The sequence below is a fragment of the Methylobacterium sp. P1-11 genome (assembly GCF_008329595.1).
GTDB lineage: Bacteria > Pseudomonadota > Alphaproteobacteria > Rhizobiales > Beijerinckiaceae > Methylobacterium.
Genome location: NZ_NPKS01000104.1, coordinates 1 through 871, shown reverse-complemented (window position 1 = coordinate 871; position 871 = coordinate 1). Strand labels below are relative to the sequence as shown.

At 71.6% G+C, this 871-nt stretch carries 1 protein-coding gene; it reads right to left on the bottom strand.

Annotation, left to right across the window (positions count from 1 at the left end; all coding sequences use genetic code 11):
* The coding region (gene ruvB, locus CIW48_RS32910; RefSeq protein ID WP_149314516.1) for a Holliday junction branch migration DNA helicase RuvB at nt 1-871 on the bottom strand (871 nt) is incomplete at both ends.

Here is an 871-nt window from a genome sequence, read left to right as displayed (position 1 = left end):
CGGCCGCGGGGGGTGCGCTGCACGAAGCCGCGCTGGATCAGGTAGGGCTCGATGATGTCCTCGATCGCGTCCCGCGGCTCCGACAGAGCCGCCCCGATCGTCTCGATCCCCACGGGCCCGCCCCCGAACGCGCGCGCGATCAGGCTCAGGTACTTGCGGTCCATCACGTCCAGGCCCGCACCGTCCACGTCCAGCAGCTGCAGCGCCCGGTCGGCGATCGCCCGCGTCACCGTCTCGGCCTCCGCCACCACCGCGAAGTCCCGCACCCGCCGCAGAAGCCGCCCCGCGATCCGCGGCGTGCCCCGCGCCCGCCGGGCGATCTCGTTGGCGCCCTCCGCCGACATCCCCAAGCCCAGAACCCGCGCGCCGCGGGCCACGATCTGCTCCAGCTCGTCGATCTCGTAGAATTCCAGACGGATCGGGATCCCGAACCGGTCGCGCAGCGGCGTCGTCAGCAGCCCCGCGCGCGTCGTGGCGCCCACCAGGGTGAACTTCGGCAGCTCGATCTTGACCGAGCGCGCCGCCGGGCCCTCGCCGATGATCAGGTCGAGCTGGTAATCCTCCATGGCCGGGTAGAGGATCTCCTCGACCGCCGGGTTGAGCCGGTGGATCTCGTCGATGAACAGGACGTCGCGCTCCTCCAGGTTGGTGAGCTGGGCGGCCAGGTCGCCGGCCTTGGCGATCACCGGCCCGGAGGTCGAGCGGAAGTTCACGCCGAGCTCGCGCGCCACGATCTGGGCGAGCGTGGTCTTGCCCAGTCCGGGCGGCCCGACGAACAGCACGTGGTCGAGCGCCTGCCCGGTCTTCTTCGCCGCCTCGATGAAGACCTGCATGTTCGCCCGCGCCGCCCGCTGACCGATGAACTCGGCCA